The organism is Clavibacter capsici (assembly GCF_001280205.1).
Classification (GTDB): Bacteria; Actinomycetota; Actinomycetes; order Actinomycetales; family Microbacteriaceae; genus Clavibacter; species Clavibacter capsici.
The window spans coordinates 1,566,184-1,581,035 of record NZ_CP012573.1; the positions used below are offsets into that span (position 1 = coordinate 1,566,184).

Annotated in this window: 16 protein-coding genes; 8 read left to right on the forward strand and 8 right to left on the reverse strand. The window is 72.3% G+C overall.

The annotated features are described in order from the left end of the window. Positions 1-11: 11 nt before the first annotated feature. Together rpsT and AES38_RS07375 are read right to left on the reverse strand one after the other, a co-directional pair. Complete coding sequence (rpsT, locus tag AES38_RS07370) at positions 12-275, reverse strand: 30S ribosomal protein S20 (protein WP_053774417.1); 264 nt, start codon at positions 273-275, stop codon at positions 12-14. A 135-nt stretch (positions 276-410) separates the two neighbouring features. Further along, positions 411-929, reverse strand: coding sequence for an NUDIX hydrolase (locus AES38_RS07375; protein ID WP_053774418.1), 519 nt, complete (start codon positions 927-929; stop codon positions 411-413). Between the two features lie 54 nt (positions 930-983). Here AES38_RS07375 and AES38_RS07380 point away from each other — a divergent pair, with 54 nt between their 5' ends. The 3 genes from AES38_RS07380 to lepA all read left to right on the forward strand — a co-directional run bounded on the left by AES38_RS07380 (position 984) and on the right by lepA (position 5,167). After that, entirely contained in the window at positions 984-2,246 is a 1,263-nt protein-coding gene (locus AES38_RS07380; protein WP_053774419.1) for an amidohydrolase, read from the forward strand. Beyond that, a complete protein-coding gene (locus AES38_RS07385) occupies positions 2,243-3,220 on the forward strand; it encodes an epimerase (RefSeq protein ID WP_053774420.1) in 978 nt (325 codons plus the stop codon). Before AES38_RS07380 ends, AES38_RS07385 begins: the two co-directional genes overlap by 4 nt. A 99-nt stretch (positions 3,221-3,319) precedes the next feature. After that, entirely contained in the window at positions 3,320-5,167 is a 1,848-nt protein-coding gene (lepA, locus tag AES38_RS07390) for a translation elongation factor 4 (RefSeq protein ID WP_053774421.1), read from the forward strand. 72 nt (positions 5,168-5,239) lie between these two features. On the opposite strand, the gene AES38_RS07395 is transcribed toward lepA, so the two are convergent. From AES38_RS07395 to AES38_RS07405, 3 genes are all read right to left on the reverse strand, one after another. Further along, the gene (locus AES38_RS07395; protein WP_053774422.1) at positions 5,240-6,061 is read right to left on the reverse strand and encodes a hypothetical protein; all 822 of its coding nucleotides are present in this window, start codon (positions 6,059-6,061) and stop codon (positions 5,240-5,242) included. A 95-nt stretch (positions 6,062-6,156) separates the two neighbouring features. Then, on the reverse strand, positions 6,157-6,936 hold the full coding sequence (locus tag AES38_RS07400) for a hypothetical protein (protein WP_053774423.1): 780 nt from the start codon (positions 6,934-6,936) through the stop codon (positions 6,157-6,159). Between the two features lie 68 nt (positions 6,937-7,004). Next, entirely contained in the window at positions 7,005-7,778 is a 774-nt protein-coding gene (locus AES38_RS07405; RefSeq protein ID WP_053774424.1) for a hypothetical protein, read from the reverse strand. A gap of 414 nt (positions 7,779-8,192) precedes the next feature. On the opposite strand from AES38_RS07405, the gene AES38_RS07410 reads away from it, so the two are divergent. After that, positions 8,193-8,846, forward strand: a complete 654-nt coding sequence (locus tag AES38_RS07410) for a DUF1990 domain-containing protein (protein ID WP_053774425.1) — start codon at positions 8,193-8,195, stop codon at positions 8,844-8,846. Positions 8,847-8,862: 16 nt separating this feature from the next. Here AES38_RS07410 and AES38_RS07415 read toward each other — a convergent pair whose 3' ends face one another. After that, positions 8,863-9,564, reverse strand: a complete 702-nt coding sequence (locus tag AES38_RS07415; RefSeq protein ID WP_053774426.1) for an HAD family hydrolase — start codon at positions 9,562-9,564, stop codon at positions 8,863-8,865. An 89-nt stretch (positions 9,565-9,653) separates the two neighbouring features. On the opposite strand from AES38_RS07415, the gene hemW reads away from it, so the two are divergent. Then, complete coding sequence (gene hemW, locus AES38_RS07420) at positions 9,654-10,877, forward strand: radical SAM family heme chaperone HemW (RefSeq protein WP_053774427.1); 1,224 nt, start codon at positions 9,654-9,656, stop codon at positions 10,875-10,877. 15 nt (positions 10,878-10,892) lie between these two features. Here hemW and AES38_RS07425 read toward each other — a convergent pair whose 3' ends face one another. Then, positions 10,893-11,306 (reverse strand): VOC family protein, encoded by a 414-nt coding sequence (locus tag AES38_RS07425; protein ID WP_053774428.1) that lies wholly within the window; start codon positions 11,304-11,306, stop codon positions 10,893-10,895. Between the two features lie 10 nt (positions 11,307-11,316). Continuing rightward, entirely contained in the window at positions 11,317-11,712 is a 396-nt protein-coding gene (locus tag AES38_RS07430; RefSeq protein ID WP_053774429.1) for a DUF4870 domain-containing protein, read from the reverse strand. Between the two features lie 184 nt (positions 11,713-11,896). Here AES38_RS07430 and hrcA point away from each other — a divergent pair, with 184 nt between their 5' ends. Genes hrcA through AES38_RS07445 form a run of 3 tightly spaced genes read left to right on the forward strand, consistent with a single transcriptional unit; the run spans position 11,897 to position 14,848 of the window. Beyond that, positions 11,897-12,919 (forward strand): heat-inducible transcriptional repressor HrcA, encoded by a 1,023-nt coding sequence (gene hrcA, locus AES38_RS07435; protein ID WP_053774430.1) that lies wholly within the window; start codon positions 11,897-11,899, stop codon positions 12,917-12,919. A 60-nt stretch (positions 12,920-12,979) separates the two neighbouring features. Continuing rightward, on the forward strand, positions 12,980-14,092 hold the full coding sequence (gene dnaJ / locus AES38_RS07440) for a molecular chaperone DnaJ (RefSeq protein ID WP_053774431.1): 1,113 nt from the start codon (positions 12,980-12,982) through the stop codon (positions 14,090-14,092). A 3-nt stretch (positions 14,093-14,095) separates the two neighbouring features. Next, the gene (locus tag AES38_RS07445) at positions 14,096-14,848 is read left to right on the forward strand and encodes a 16S rRNA (uracil(1498)-N(3))-methyltransferase (RefSeq protein ID WP_053774432.1); all 753 of its coding nucleotides are present in this window, start codon (positions 14,096-14,098) and stop codon (positions 14,846-14,848) included. Positions 14,849-14,852: the final 4 nt, after the last annotated feature.

Genomic DNA, 14,852 nt, shown 5'->3' on the forward strand with positions numbered 1-14,852 from the left:
ACCAGGGGAGATCAGCCGATCTTGGCGACCTGCTTGGCGATCGCGCCCTTGCGGTTCGCGGCCTGGTTCTTGTGGATGACGCCCTTGCTCGCGGCCTTGTCGAGCTTCTTGCCGGCGAGGTTGACGGCCTTGACGGCCGCGTCCTTGTCGCCCGCGGTGATGGCGGTCTTGACGGAGCGGATGGCCGTCTTCAGCTCGCTCTTGACGGCCTTGTTGCGCTCCTGGGCCTTCTTGTTGGTGCCGATGCGCTTGATCTGCGACTTGATGTTTGCCACGTGTTATGTCTTCCGTTCGAGTTTTCGTCGTATGAGTTGCCGCTCAGCGAGAGAGGGCGCCTGCGGCGATACCGCGTGATCGGGGAGGATCACACGCAAGCCAACAGGCGACGATACCAGGTCCGGGCCGGGAAATCAGGCCGTGGTGCCCCGCGCGTCGCGGTCGTGGTGCGGCGCCTCCTCGCCGGGACGCACGAAGCGCGTCTCCGGCTCGTCGTCGAGGGCGTTCCGGATCCGCTGGCGGAGGTCGGCGCCCATCTCGGGCAGCGCGTCGACGGGCCACCACGCTACCTCGAGCGACTCGTCGTCGTTCACGCGCGCCTCACCCGAGACGTAGCGGCAGCGGAAGGTCAGGTCGAGGTAGCTCGCGCGGTCGCCGTTCGGGTACGTGATCTCGCCCGTGGTGCCGACGGCGACCAGGCGCTCGACCTCGACGATCACGCCGGTCTCCTCCTCGGCCTCGCGCCACGCGCCGACGGCCGGCTCCTCGCCGGGCTCGAGGATCCCCGAGACGGGCGCCCAGCCGCCGGTGTCGCCGCGCCGCACGAGGAGGACGCGCGGGCCGTCGAGGATCACCGCGGTCACGCCCGAAAGCCAGAGGGGAGCGGTGCCGACCCGCTCGCGGAGGGAGACGATGAAGTCGGGGATGCCCATGCCGCGAGCCTACCGACGGCCGTCGACCGCGCCCCGCCGTCCTAGGCTCGGACAATGGCCCTCCCCGCAGATCCCACCGCCCCCGTCCGCGCCTCCGCCTCCTCCGTCACCGCCATCGTCGGCGGCCACGTCGTCCCCGTCGACGGCGCCCCGATCCCGGGCGGCACCGTCCTCCTCCGCGGCGGACTCGTCGCCGCGGTCGGACAGGCCGACGACGTCGAGGTCCCCGACGACGCGACCGTGATCGACGCCACGGGCCGCTGGGTGCTCCCCGGCTTCGTCGAGGCGCACGGCCACGTGGGCATCCACGAGGAGGCCAACGGCCCCGCGGGCAACGACACCAACGAGATGACCGACCCCGACATGAGCTCGGTGCGCGCGATCGACGCCATCGACATCGACGACGAGGGCTTCCGCGACGCGCTCAAGGGCGGCGTCACGACCATCGTCGTCAAGCCCGGCTCCGGCAACCCGATCGGCGGCCAGTCGGTCGCCATCAAGTCGTGGGGCGGCCGCACCATCGACGAGCAGCTCGTCAGCGACTCCGTCAGCGTCAAGAGCGCGCTGGGCGAGAACCCGAAGCGCGTCTACGGCGCCAAGGACCGCACGCCGTCGACCCGCCTGGGCGTCGCCATGGTGATCCGCCGGGCCTTCCGCGACGCGGAGGACTACCGCGCCGCCCGCGACCACGCCGAGAAGGAGGGCAAGCCCTTCTCGCGCGACCTCGGCAAGGAGACGCTCGTGCGCGTCCTCGACGGCGAGCTCGCCTGGGACCAGCACACGCACCGCCACGACGACATCGCCACGGCCATCCGCCTGGCCGACGAGTTCGGCTACCGCCTCGTCGTCAACCACGGCACGGAGGGCGACAAGATCGCGGACGTGCTCGCCGAGCGCGGGATCCCCGTGATCTTCGGCCCGATGATCACGTCGCGCTCCAAGGTGGAGCTCCGCGACCGCGCCGTCGCCAACCTCGCCGCGCTGCACCGCGCGGGCGTCCTCGTCGCGATCACGACCGACGCGCCCGTGGTGCCCATCGACTTCCTGGTGCACCAGGCCTCCTTCGCCGTGAAGGACGGGCTGCCCGCCGACATCGCGCTGCGCGCCATCACGGCGAACCCCGCCGCGATCCTCCGGCTCGACCACCGCGTCGGCGCGCTCACGCCGGGCCTCGACGCCGACGTCGTGATCTGGTCGGGCGACCCGCTCGACGTGCGGTCCCGCGCCGAGCACGTCATCATCGGCGGCAGCACGGTCTACACCTGGGCCGACGGCACGGGCACCACGGTCGAGCGCAGCACTCGCTTCGGCGCATGAGCGACGCAGCGGGGGAGGCCGGCCGGCGCATCGCGGTCGTCGCGGGCGCGTCCGGCTTCATCGGGCAGGTGCTCGTGCGCGAGCTCGCCGACGAGGGCTACCGCGTGCTCACGATCGGCCGATCGGGCGCGGACGCGCGCTGGGGCGACGCCGAGGGGATCCGCCGCCTCCTCGACGGCGCCGAGCTCCTCGTCAACCTGGCGGGCAAGAGCGTGGACTGCCGGTACGGCGTCGCGAACCGCCGGGAGATCCTGCGCTCGCGCACGGAGACGACAGCCGAGCTCGGACGCGCGATCCAGGACAGCGCGCGTCCCGTGCCCGTGTGGATCAACGCGTCCACCGCCACCGTCTACCGGCATGCGACCGACCATCCGCAGACCGAGTCGACGGGGGAGCTCGGCGACGACTTCTCGCCGTCCGTCGGGCGGGCCTGGGAGCGCGCATTCTTCGCGCCGCACCTGCCGTCCACGCGGCGCGTGGCGCTGCGGATCGCGATCGTCCTCGGCCGCGACGGCGCGCTGCAGCCGCTCCTCGGCCTCGCGCGCTTCGGGCTCGGCGGCCCGCAGCTCGACGGACGCTTCCCGGGACGACCGTCGCGGATCCGCGCGGGCGCGCACCACGTCCACCAGCCGACCCACGGCCGCCAGGTCTTCAGCTGGCTGCACATCGACGACCTGGTCGGGATCATCCGCTTCGTGCGCGACACCCCGTCGCTCGAGGGCCCGGTCAACGCGTCGAGCCCCGCGCCCGTCACCAACCGCCGTCTGATGAAGGTCCTCCGTCGCGCCGTCGGCATGCCGATCGGCCTCGCCGCGAGCCGGTGGATGCTCGAGGTCGGCATGTGGCTGTTCCGCACCGAGCCGGAGCTCGTCCTCAAGAGCCGCTGGGTCGTCCCGGAGACGCTCGAGCGCGCGGGCTACCGGTTCCGCTGGCCGCACCTCGACGAGGCCGTCGCCGACATCGTGCGTCGCTGACGGCTGAACCCGGGCCCCGCGCCCGCGGCGGACCGGCCCGCGCGCCGCGCCATGGGATGATCGATGTTCCCGCCCCACCCGCTCGACCTTGAGGAACGCGTGAGCCCCCTAGCAACGAAGGCCCTCCGGCCCGCCGCGACCGACCCCGCGTCCATCCGCAACTTCTGCATCATCGCCCACATCGACCACGGCAAGTCCACGCTGGCCGACCGCATGCTGCAGCTGACGGGCGTCGTCGAGTCGCGGGCCATGCGCGCCCAGTACCTCGACCGCATGGACATCGAGCGCGAGCGCGGCATCACCATCAAGAGCCAGGCCGTCCGCATGCCGTGGGAGCTCGACGGGCGGACCTACGCGCTCAACATGATCGACACCCCGGGCCACGTCGACTTCTCCTACGAGGTCTCCCGCTCGCTCGCCGCGTGCGAGGGCGCGATCCTCCTGGTCGACGCCGCCCAGGGCATCGAGGCGCAGACGCTCGCGAACCTCTACCTCGCGCTCGAGAACGACCTCACGATCATCCCGGTGCTCAACAAGATCGACCTGCCGGCCGCCGACCCCGACAAGTACGCGGCCGAGCTCGCCTCCCTCATCGGCGGCGACCCCGCCGACGTGCTGCGCGTCTCCGGCAAGACCGGCGCCGGCGTCGAGGACCTCCTCGACCGCGTCTCCCGCACCATCCCCGCGCCCGTCGGCGACCCCGACGGCGCCGCGCGCGCCATGATCTTCGACTCGGTCTACGACGCCTACCGCGGCGTGGTCACCTACGTCCGCATGATCGACGGCAAGCTCAGCCCGCGCGAGAAGATCGCGATGATGTCGACGCGCGCCACCCACGAGATCCTCGAGATCGGCGTCAGCTCGCCCGAGCCCACGCCGTCCGACGGCCTCGGGGTCGGCGAGGTCGGCTACCTCATCACGGGCGTGAAGGACGTGCGCCAGTCGAAGGTCGGCGACACCGTCACGACCGCCGCGCGCCCCGCGACCGAGGCGCTGCCCGGCTACACCGAGCCGCTGCCCATGGTCTTCTCCGGCCTCTACCCGATCGACGGATCCGACTACCCCGACCTCCGCGACGCCCTCGACAAGCTGAAGCTCTCGGACGCCGCGCTCGTCTACGAGCCCGAGACCTCCGTCGCGCTCGGCTTCGGCTTCCGCTGCGGGTTCCTCGGCCTCCTGCACCTCGAGATCATCACCGAGCGCCTCTCGCGCGAGTTCGGCCTCGACCTCATCACGACCGCCCCGTCCGTGATCTACGAGGTCACGAGCGAGGACAAGAAGACCGTCACGGTCACGAACCCGAGCGAGTTCCCGGGCGGCAAGATCGTCAGCGTCTCCGAGCCCGTGGTGAAGGCCGCGATCCTCGCGCCCAAGGACTACGTCGGCACGATCATGGAGCTGTGCCAGTCCAGGCGCGGGATCCTGCTGGGCATGGAGTACCTCGGCGAGGACCGGGTGGAGATCCGCTACACGATGCCGCTCGGCGAGATCGTGTTCGACTTCTTCGACAACCTCAAGAGCAAGACGGCCGGCTACGCGTCGCTCGACTACGAGCCCGCGGGGTCGCAGGAGTCCGACCTGGTGAAGGTCGACATCCTCCTGCAGGGCGAGCAGGTCGACGCCTTCAGCGCCATCGTGCACCGCGACAAGGCCTACGCGTACGGCGTGCTCATGACGGGCCGCCTGCGCGAGCTCATCCCGCGCCAGCAGTTCGAGGTGCCGATCCAGGCGGCCATCGGCGCCCGGATCATCGCCCGCGAGTCCATCCGCGCCATGCGGAAGGACGTGCTCGCCAAGTGCTACGGCGGCGACATCACCCGCAAGCGCAAGCTGCTCGAGAAGCAGAAGGAGGGCAAGAAGCGCATGAAGATGGTCGGCCGCGTCGAGGTCCCCCAGGAGGCGTTCATCGCCGCGCTCTCGGGCGACACGGAGAAGAAGGCGAAGTAGCTCGCCCCCTCACGCGCGAAGCGCCCCCTGCCTCTCGAGGCAGGGGGCGCTTCCGCGTGCAGCGACGGAGGATCAGCAGCGCGCGGGAGCCGGCCGACCGGCCGCGACCCACTGGGCGTAGCTCATCTTCACGCCGTCGGGCGCCGCGTAGCCGCGGTAGGTGATGTCGGAGGATCCGGCGGCCTTGCAGTAGCGGTCACCGGGGAAGGACTTGACGACCTGCGGGGTGGGGAATGCGCGGGCCGCCCAGTCGTCGTACGACAGCAGGTCGCCGCTGCCGTTCTGCGGGATCTCCCACACGATCGCCGGGCTCCACGCGAGCTTCCGCATGAACATGCCGGAGAACGGGTAGTTGTCCGCGGCGGCTTCCGCCAGCTCGGGGGAGCCGAGGTGGACGTACTCGGCGTAGGTCAGCTTGTGGGTGGGTGCGGTCACGGGGCCGCCGTCGCGCAGGAGCAGGGACGTGTCCACGAACACCTCCGAGGAGGAGCCGTAGCTGAACGCGTAGCCGGACTCCGGCAGGGACGTGGTGACGGGTCGCGGGGATCCGACCCGCTGCCATTCGGCGAAGGAGAGCTGCGTCGCCTCGGTACGGTCGTCGTCCCCGAAGTGGAGGTCCGCCAGCACATCAGGGGACCAGGTATACGCGTGGTATGTGACGCCTGCGGCACGCGGAGACGGGAACCCGTCCTCCTGCCACTCGACGTACGTGGCTGTCGTGATGAAGGTCTGGTTCTGGTCGGTGAGCGCCTCGACGCGCACGAGGTCGCTGCGGAAGGGCAGCGAGTAGTAGGTGATCGTGCTGGCGTCTGCGGCGCTGGCCGGGGCGGCCGTGACGGCGCCTCCGACGAGCAGGGCGCCGACTACGGCGATGGAGGTGAGCGTGCGATGCATGGTGGCCTCTCAGGAGTTGGTGCGGTGCAGGGGGACCGCGAGGCGGTCGGACCCGAGCATGACCCGGATCCCACCGCCTCGCGCGATCTGTTCGATCAGCAGCGCGTCGGCGCCGGCTTCCCGGCCGTGACCCACTGCGCGTAGCTCATCTTGAGGCCCTGCGGTGCGGCGTCGCCGCGATAGACGATGTCGGCGGATCCGGCTGCCTGGCAGTAGCGGTCGCCGCGGAAGGACGCGACGACGCGCGGGGTCGGGCGGTCGAGGTAGACCCACTCGTCGTAGTCGACGAAGCCGCGCTCACCGGTCTGGTAGTCCGGCCCGATGATCGTCGAGAGCCACGAGAGCTTCTCGTAGGAGACGTCGGGCTCGAGGTCGGCCGCGGGGGAGCCGAGGCGAGTCCATTCGCCGTAGGTCAGCTTGTGGATCGCGGCGGTGTCCGTCTGCCAGCGGACGGTGGACGCGAACAGCTCGTCCGAGCTGGCGTACTTGAAGATGAAGGTGCCCGACGCGAGCACGTCCGTGCGCGGCGACGGGAAGCCCGCTGCTCGCCATCCGGCGTAGTCGAGCTCGAGGGTGATGGTCTGGCCGGGGAGCGCGACGTCCGCGAAGATCGTCGGCGCCCACGTGTACTTGAGCGTCGTGAACGGCGCGCGGACGGGGGACGGGAAGCCGTCGGCCTGCCACTCCGCGTAGGACGCGGTCATCGGCTCCGCGTCGCCGGCGACGCGGTACAGGTCGTCCGTGAAGGGCAGGGAGTAGTAGGTCGCGCCCGAGGGCGCGGCAGCTGCGGTCGCCGCGAGGGCGGGTGCTGCGGTGAGTGTCGTCCCGAGCGCGAGCGCTCCGGCGACGATGACGGCGGCGAATGATCTGTTCATGGTGCGGGTTCCTCTTGTGCCTCCAGGTGGAGCGGTGATGGGCAGCCGGTCGGCTGCCCACCGGGTGATCAGCAGCGTGCGGGAGCGGGGAAGCCGGCCTCGCGCCACTGGGCGTAGGTGAGCTTCACGCCCTTCGGCGCGGCGATCCCGATGTAGCGGATGTCCGCCGAGCCCGCGGCCTGGCAGAACCTGTCGCCGTCGAACGACTTCACGATCTGCGGCGTGGGGCGGCCGAAGAAGTCCCACGTCTCGAAGTCCACGACGCCGATGCGTCCGGTCTGGTCGACCGGCCCGACGATGTTGGGGTTCCACGAGAGCTTGCGGAAGGCGGGCTCCGACTCGTCGTCGACGGCGGGGTAGCCGAGGTGGGCGTACTCGGCGAACGTGAGCTTGTGGACGATGAAGCTGTCGCCCAGGCCCAAGCCCTCCCACACGAAGAGCTCGTCGGAGCCCGTGTACGCGCGGACCGTGGAGTCCGCGGCGAGCTGGTCCGTCCGGGGCGTGGGGAAGCCCAGGGAGCGCCAGGTCGGGTAGTCGATCAGGGTCGTGAACGTGATGTCGTCGACGGTGACGTCCTCGTAGATGGTGTCGCCCCACGTGTACTTGATGTACTCGGTGGCGGCCGGGCGGGGCGTCGGGAAGCCATCCGCCTTCCACTCGTCGTAGGTGGCCAGGTTCAGGCGTGACTGCCCATCGGCGACGTCGACCGTGAAGAGGTCGGACGAGGCGGGGATCGAGTAGTAGGTGCCGTCGCCGGGTGCGGCGTGGGCCGGCGTAGCGACGAGGGCGCTGCCGAGCACGAGGGCTCCGGCGATGGCGAGGGCGGGGATCGAGCGGTTCACGATGGCCTTCCGATGGTCGACGCGGTGGTCGGGGGGTGGTGGGAGTGGATGCGGAGGTGCGACGCAGTGGAGCGTCGGCGACCTCCGGGCCACGAGCGGACCGGGTCTACGACAGCTGAATTGACGATCTCCTGAGCCGGTCGGACCGGCCTTGGCTGAAACGTATCGGCCCGGGGGAGCCCGCAAGAGAACACCGGGTCACGGACGGATAACGCTTCTGACCGGGACTACAGCGTGCGGATGAGGGACCTGGGACGGGCGTCATCCGGATGGATGACGGGGGCCTCCGCGTCACCCCAGACCGGGGGTGCACGGCCTCCCGGGACGCACGGACCGGGCGACGCCGTCACGTCGGCACGAGGGGCGAGATCAGCAGCCGGGGACCGCGCAGCCCCGCGCCGTAGTCTTGACGTCATGCGCCGCAGCACCTACACCGCGACCGCCGTCACGTACGGCTCCATCGGCGGCACCCAGGCCGTCGACCTCATGACCTACCCGCCCGAGGGCTACCGTCCGGCCGAGGCGAGCGCCCGGCTCGGCAGCGGCGACGAGCGCTTCGAGCAGGCCGTGGCCCTGCTCATGACCTGGGGCGTCCAGCGCGGCAGCGGCATCGAGGTCACGCGCATCGAGCAGGAGGTCCCGGACGAGCCCGGCTACCAGGGGCTCGAGTTCGACGAGGACGGCGTGCCGCAGGTGCCCGTCGCGCGTCCCCGCGAGGCGCTGTACGGCGACGACGGCACGGCGTGGATCACGTCGGGCACCTCCGCCGTCCTCCGCATGCCCTTCGGCCCGTTCCATCCCGAGGCTCCCGTGCGCGTCGTCTACACGATCGACGAGGCCGACCGCGTCGGGTTCGCCTACGGCACCGTGCACGGCCACCCGCTGAGCGGCGAGGAGGCGTTCCTCGTCTCCCGCGAGCCCGACGGCAGCGTGTGGCTCACCCTCCGCGTCTTCTCCCGCCCGGCCTCGTGGCCGCTGCGGCTCGCGAGCCCCGTGCTGCGGATCGTGCAGGGCGTGTTCATGCGCCGGTACCTCAAGTCCCTGCACCCGGCGGTCGCGTCCGCCTGATCCCGGCGCGCGGACCTCAGCGCCCGGCGAGGCCGTCCAGGTAGGCCATGACCTCGTCGTGCCCGGAGGCCAGGTCCGGCACGACGACCGCGGCGTGCGCGTCCGGCGCCTGGAGCTGCGCGACGTCGTAGGCGCCCGTGGCGACCGCGACGAACGGGAAGCCGGCCGCCTCGGCCGCGACGCCGTCCGCGGGGGTGTCGCCGATGATCACGACGGGCGCGCCCGCGAGCGCGTCCGCGGCTCGACGCGTGAGGTCGCTCCGGATCCGCGCCTCGTGCCCGAAGAACGACGCCTCCCAGTCGAACAGGTCGACGTCGAGGCCCGCCCCGTCGAGCTTGTACCGGGCGCGCAGCGGCGAGTTGCCGGTGAGGAGCGCGTTCACCCAGCCGCGACCGGCCACGTCGGCGACGAGCCGCGGGACGCCCACCGGCACCTCGCGCCGCCCGGCGCCGTAGTGCTCGACGCGCGACATGCCCTCGAGCTGCTCGCGCACCGCGGCGTGCAGCGACTCCGGCAGCCCGTACAGGTGGAGCGTCTCCCAGATGATCTGGCCGTCCGTCTTCCCGTGGGCGTGCACCGTGCGGTCCTCGAGCGACTCGCCCGCCGCGAGCTCGATCGCCCGGTGGTACATGCTGCCGGCGCGCGGGCCGTTGAGCAGGAGCGTTCCGTCGACGTCCCAGAGGACGTGGAGGGGCGGGGGCGATGCGGCGTCGGTCATGGTCCCATCCTGCCGGAGGCCCGGCGCCCGGACGGCGGGGAGCGGCGGCGGCGCACGGGAGCGCCTCCCGGCCGGGGGATGATGGACGGATGCCGTCCGCCCTGCCCCTCGCCGATCCCGCCCCCGCCGACGGGCTGCTGCCGGCCTCCGCGGCCGACGGCGCGGACGCGCGCGCCTTCGGCGTGTACCTGCACGTCCCGTTCTGCCGCGTGCGCTGCGGGTACTGCGACTTCAACACCTACACGGCGCCCGAGCTCCGCGGGGTGAGGCAGTCGGACTACGCGTCGCAGGCCGTGCAGGAGGTGCGCTTCGCGGGATCCGCGCTCCGGGCCTCCGGCGTCCCCGTCCGTCCCGCCTCCACCGTCTTCCTCGGCGGCGGCACGCCCACGCTCCTCCCGGTCGAGGACCTGGTGCGGATGCTCGACGCCGTGCGCGCGACGTGGGGCCTCGCCGACGGCGCCGAGGTCACGACCGAGGCGAACCCCGACAGCGTCGACGAGGCCTACCTCGCGGCGCTCGCCGCGGGCGGCTTCACGCGCGTGTCCTTCGGGATGCAGTCGGCCGTGCCGCGCGTGCTCGCCACGCTCGAGCGCACCCACGATCCCGCGCGCATCGCGCCCGTCGTCCGCGGCGCCCGGGCCGCGGGCCTCGAGGTGAGCCTGGACCTGATCTACGGCACGCCGGGGGAGACCATCGACGACTGGCGCGCCTCGCTCGAGCAGGCGATCGCCCAGGAGCCCGACCACCTGTCCGCGTACGCGCTCATCGTCGAGCCGGGCACGAAGCTCGCGCGGCAGATCCGCCGCGGGGACGTGCCGGAGCCCGACGAGGACCTCCAGGCCGACATGTACGAGCTGGCCGACCGCATGCTCGGCGAGGCGGGCTACGAGTGGTACGAGGTGAGCAACTGGGCGCGCGGAGGACGCCGCAGCCGGCACAACCTCGCGTACTGGCAGGGCCACGACTGGTGGGGCGTCGGCCCCGGTGCGCACAGCCACGTCGGCGGCGTCCGCTGGTGGAACGTCAAGCACCCGGCCGCCTACGCCGACCGCGTGCTCGCCGGCGCGTCGCCCGGAGCGGGTCGCGAGACGCTCGACGACGCCACCCGCGAGGTGGAGCGCGTGCTCCTCGGCGCGCGCATCCGCGACGGCCTGGCCATCGCCACCCTCACCGCGGAGGGGCGTCGCCAGGTGGCGGGGCTCATCGCGGACGGCCTGGTGGATCCGCGGGCTGCCCTCGCCGGCACGCTCGTGCTCACGCTGCAGGGGCGCCTGCTGGCCGACGCCGTCGTGCGCCGGCTGCTGGAGGACTAGGGCCCCGGCGGATCGTCAGAGGACGACGGCGCCCACCTCGTCGCCGGCCTCGCGCTCGGCGTCGCTGCGCTCCACGCAGAACTCGTTGCCCTCGGGATCCGCGAGGACGACCCAGCCGCTGCCGTCCGCGTTCCTCCGGTCGGCCACGAGCGCGGCGCCGATGCCGCGGACGCGCTCGACCTCCTCGTCGCGCGTCCGGTCGTCAGGCGCGAGGTCGAGGTGGACCCGGTTCTTGCCGGCCTTCGGCGTGTCCGCCCGCTGCAGGATGATGCCGAGCCCGGAGACGGGGTCGCCGAGCCACGCGGCGTCGTCGCCGGGGCGGTTCGGCTCGTCGGGATCCTCCTCGAAGCCCGTCACGCCCGCCCAGAAGAGGGAGAGCGCGTACGGGTCGAGGCAGTCGATCGCGACGTGCCGGATCCGGGCGCTCATCGGATGCCGCCTACTTGATCCACCGGATGTTGAGCGGGTAGCGGTACGGGCGGCCGCTCTGCACGCGGGTGCCGCCGATGATCGCGAAGACGATGTTGACCACGACGACCGCGAAGATGGCGAGGCCGAGCAGCAGGCTGATGAGGAGCCCGAGGATCGGGATGACCACGAAGATCGCCTGCAGCACGTTGAGGACGACGAGCGCGCCGGCCACGTTGATGGTCCAGTTGGTCGCCTCCTTGCCCTCCTGGTCCGTGAAGCGACCGCGCTCGCGGAACACCAGCCAGACGATGAAGGTCGGCACGATGAGGATCGCGAGGAAGTGCGTGAGCGACGCCCAGAGGCGGTCCTCGCTCGGCGTGAGCGGAGCCGGGGCGCCGTAGGGGTGGGAGTCGGGTGCGGACATCGCGGGGCCTCTCGGTGCGCGGCGACGGCCGGCATACCGGCCGACCGCTTCGGATCAGGGTGGGCCAGGCATCACCGGGCCCCTCCACGCTACTGCCGCCGACGCGCGACCGGCAACGCCGACCACGCCGTGACGCGCGGTACGATTGGCAGTCAGAACCGACGAGTGCCAGGAGGGAGCCGCGATGGTCTCGGAACGCGGACTCGATGTCCTCCGGGTGATCGTGCAGGACTACGTGTCCTCGCGGGAGCCCGTGGGCTCGAAGTCCATCGTGGAGCGCCACGCCTTCGGCGTCTCGGCCGCCACCATCCGCAACGACATGGCCCTCCTCGAGGAGGAGGAGCTGATCGCGGCACCGCACACCTCGTCGGGTCGTGTGCCGACGGACAAGGGGTACCGCCTCTTCGTCGACCAGCTCGCGGACGTGCGGCCGCTCACCCCGGCGCAGCGCCAGGCGATCCACGTGTTCCTCGGCGAGTCCGTCGACCTCGACGACGTGCTCGCGCGCACCGTCCGCCTCCTCGCGCAGCTCACGAACCAGGTCGCGCTCGTGCAGTACCCGTCGCTCGCGACCAGCCACGTGAAGCACGTGGAGCTCGTCGCGCTGTCGACCACGCGCGTCCTCACGGTGCTCATCACCGACACGGGCCGGGTGGAGCAGCGCGTCGTCGAGCTCGCGGGCGACCCGGACGACGCGTTCCTCGCCGGGATGCGCACGCGCATCAACCAGGCGGTCGGGGGCCTCGGCCTCGCGGAGGCCGCGACCCGCCTCGAGACCCTGGCCGACGAGGTCGAGCCCGCCCAGCGCTCCGCCGCCGCCGCCCTCGCGGGCACGCTCGTGGAGCAGGTGCTCGCCAACCGCCAGGAGCGGCTGCTGCTCGCCGGATCCGCGAACCTCGCCCGCACGGAGCGCGACTTCCCCGGCAGCATCTCGCCCGTCCTCGAGGCCATCGAGGAGCAGGTGGTGCTGCTGCGCCTGCTCGGCGAGATGGAGGCCGACCAGCACGGCGTCTCGGTGAGCATCGGCCGGGAGAACGCCCCGTTCGGCCTCGGCGAGACGAGCGTGCTCACCAGCGGCTACAGCTCCTCCGGCGGCGTGCTCGCGCGCCTCGGCGTGCTGGGCCCGACCCGCATGGACTACTCGACCAACATGGCGTCGGTGCGCGCGGTCGCGCGCTACCTCTCCCGCCTGCTCGAGGAGCGGTGACCGCCGCACGCCGGCGCACCGCCCCTGATCCCCACGACCATCACCACCGAAGGGCCCGACGTGGCTGACCACTACGAAGTACTCGGCGTGAGCCGCGACGCATCCGCCGAGGAGATCAAGAAGGCGTACCGCAAGCAGGCGCGCCAGCTCCACCCGGACGTCAACGACGCCCCCGACGCGGCCGAGCGGTTCAAGCTCGTGACGCACGCGTACGACGTCCTGTCCGACCCGCAGCAGCGCCAGCAGTACGACCTCGGCCCGCAGGCCGGCTTCGGCGGGGGCGGCCAGGGCTTCGGCGGCTTCGGCGACATCTTCGAGACGTTCTTCGGCGGCCAGCAGGGCGGCGGCGGTCGCGGTCCCCGCTCGCGCCAGGAGCGCGGCCAGGACGCGCTGCTCCGCGTCGAGGTCGAGCTCGAGGAGGTCATCTTCGGCGTCCACCGCGACCTCGAGATCGACACGGCCGTCGTGTGCGACACCTGCCACGGATCCTGCGCGCAGCCCGGCACGAGCGCCGTGACGTGCGACATCTGCCGCGGCTCCGGCAGCATCCAGCGCCAGGTGCGCTCGCTCCTCGGCAACGTCATGACCTCGAGCCCCTGCGGCACCTGCCGCGGCTACGGCACGGTCATCCCGCACCCGTGCCCGACCTGCGCCGGCCAGGGCCGCGTCCGCGCGCGCCGCACGGTGCCGGTCGACATCCCGGCCGGCGTCGACACGGGCCTCCGCCTCCAGATGCCGGGCTCCGGCGAGGTCGGCCCCGCGGGCGGCCCGAACGGCGACCTCTACCTCGAGATCAAGGTCGCGCACCACGACGTCTTCAGCCGCAACGGCGACGACCTGCTCGCGACCGTCGAGGTGAGCATGGTCGACGCGATCCTCGGCAGCGACGCCCGCATCGAGGCCCTCGACGGCGCGGTGGACCTCGAGCTCCGCCCCGGCATCCAGAGCGCCGAGATCATCACGGTGCGCGGTCGCGGCGTCACGAAGCTGCGCGGCTCCGGGCGCGGCGACCTGAAGATCGGGATCCAGGTGGTCACGCCCCAGAAGCTCGACCACAAGGAGCGCGACCTCATCCAGCAGTTCGCGAAGCGCAACAAGGCCCCGGCGCCGCACCTCGCGCACTTCCAGCAGGGCCTCTTCCAGAAGCTCCGCGACCGCTTCCTCAACGTCTGACCCGTGGCGCACTTCTACCTCGCCGACGACATCGGAGCCCGCGACCTCGCGGTCGATCGCGTCATCGTCCTCACCGGGCAGGAGGCGCGGCACGCCGTGACGGTGAGCCGCGTCCGCGCCGGCGAGGCGCTCCTCGTCGGCGACGGGCGCGGCACCGTCGCGTCGTGCACCGTGACGTCGGCGGACGCGCAGCGCCTGGAGCTCCGCGTCGGATCGGTCGAGGCGCACCCGGAGCCGTCGCCCCGCGTCGTCCTCGTGCAGGCGCTCGCCAAGGGCGACCGCGACGAGCTGGCCGTGCAGGCCGCGACCGAGCTGGGCGTCGACGCGGTCATCCCGTGGCAGGCGCAGCGCTCCGTCTCCCGCTGGGAGGGCGCCAAGGTCGCCAAGGGCCGCGACCGCTGGCGCGCGATCGTCCGCGAGGCCGTGAAGCAGTCGATCCGGCCGCGCGTGCCCGTGGTGGAGGAGCTCGCGACGACGAAGGACCTCGTGCGCATGGCCGCCGCCGCGCGCGTGCTGGTGCTCGACCCCACGGCGGAGGCGCGCCTGTCCCGCCTCGACCTGGCACCGTCCGGCGAGGACGCCGCGACCGACGTGCTCCTGGTGGTCGGCCCCGAGGGCGGCATCAGCCCGGCGGAGGTCGAGGCGCTCCGGGCGGCCGGGGCGATCCCCGTGGCGCTCGGCTCGGGGATCCTCCGCACGTCCACCGCGGGACCCGCCGCGCTGGCGCTCGTCAACGCCGCCCTCGGGCGCTGGTGACGTC